The sequence below is a fragment of the Vibrio sp. 10N.261.52.A1 genome (genome assembly GCF_002876325.1).
GTDB lineage: Bacteria > Pseudomonadota > Gammaproteobacteria > Enterobacterales > Vibrionaceae > Vibrio > Vibrio chagasii.
In genome coordinates, this window is the sequence record NZ_MCYD01000042.1 from 1 (window position 1) to 1,309 (window position 1,309).

Annotated in this window: 2 protein-coding genes and 1 pseudogene; 1 reads left to right on the forward strand and 2 read right to left on the reverse strand. The window is 43.5% G+C overall.

The window, feature by feature from the left end:
• Positions 1–264, reverse strand: a 264-nt coding sequence (locus BCT81_RS00550; protein ID WP_133152465.1) for a LysR family transcriptional regulator, incomplete at its 3' end; no start/stop codon positions are given.
• A 143-nt stretch (positions 265–407) separates the two neighbouring features.
• Here BCT81_RS00550 and BCT81_RS00555 point away from each other — a divergent pair.
• Entirely contained in the window at positions 408–1,037 is a 630-nt protein-coding gene (locus BCT81_RS00555; protein ID WP_102422970.1) for a LysE/ArgO family amino acid transporter, read from the forward strand.
• An 80-nt stretch (positions 1,038–1,117) separates the two neighbouring features.
• Here BCT81_RS00555 and BCT81_RS00560 read toward each other — a convergent pair.
• A pseudogene (locus BCT81_RS00560) lies at positions 1,118–1,309 on the reverse strand (mechanosensitive ion channel domain-containing protein); the annotation flags it as partial.

Sequence of the window (1,309 nt, forward strand, 5' to 3'; positions counted from 1 at the left end):
ATCTTCATTCATCAGCTCGGGAACGAGTTCATGCTCCAACAAACGGACTCGACGATATAAGCCTAGTAACTTTTTACCAGCCGGGGTTGGCCTAGGTGGGTTTTCCCTTACCAAAGCAGGTTGAGCGAGCCACTTTTCTAGCTGTTTAATGCGTTGCGACACTGCTGATTGGGAGATATATAACTGCTCTGCCGCCCTTTCAAAACTGCGTTGTTTAACGACAGCATCCAGCGCTTCTATCCATTTATAATCCAAACCACGCATCACTTTGCTCCCTTTTTAATCAAGCCTCACCCTACATTAGCAACTCTAATAATGGATTAAAATCATTAATTATACTTATCACAAGGAGCGGAGTATCTTCCCCTTATAACCAGTATGTGTCGTTAATTAAATGGGAGGTTAAAATGAGTTTTTGGGTTTTATTACAAGGTTTTGGTCTAGGGGCAAGCATGATTATCCCTATTGGCGCACAAAATGCGTACGTCCTAAATCAAGGGATAAAGCGCAATCACCATTTAACCACAGCAACGATTTGTAGCTTGCTCGACACCCTATTTATCTCGCTAGGCATTTTTGGTGGTGGCGCTATCTTGTCGCAAAATGAAGTCCTGCTCACTTCAGTGACACTAGGTGGTATCGCTTTCCTGACTGTCTATGGTTTGTTGTCGCTGCGTAGTGCTTTTAAAGCGCCATCAGACAAGGAATCAAAAGGTGAAATATTGGCTCGTGGTAAACGTACTGTCATCCTAGGAGCATTGGCAGTTACAGTATTAAACCCACACCTCTATTTGGATACAGTTGTGATTCTTGGTTCGATTGGCGGACAGTTTGAAGGTAACGACAGAATCGCGTTTGCTATGGGAACCATATTGGCTTCGTTCGTTTGGTTTTACTCGCTCTCACTGGGAGCCGCAAAGCTTGGCCCAACGCTGTCTAAACCAAATGTTAAGAAAGGCATCGACATCGCCGTTGCAACCATGATGTTTGCTATCGCAGCGGTACTCGCTAATGGACTTATTGAGCAGTATTGGTAGAAATAGTCTGAAAATACACTCCAAGAAAAAAGGCGGATAACCTAAGTTATCCGCCTTTTATTCAATTTGTCGAAGCTTTATTAGCCCTCAACTTTGTTCATGTGAACATCCATTTGTGGGAATGGGATTTCGATACCTTCTTTATCCAAGCCTTCTTTGATTGCTTGCATTAAATCGAAGTAAACATTCCAGTACTCAGCAGTGCTAACCCATGGGCGAACCACGAAGTTAACTGAAGAGTCAGCTAGTGTGTGAACACCAACTTGAACGCC

Bases quoted from the DNA above. Each gene is read 5' to 3' on its own strand.
- BCT81_RS00555 (WP_102422970.1), top strand. From the start codon at position 408: ATGAGTTTTTGGGTTTTATTACAAGGTTTTGGTCTAGGGGCAAGCATG.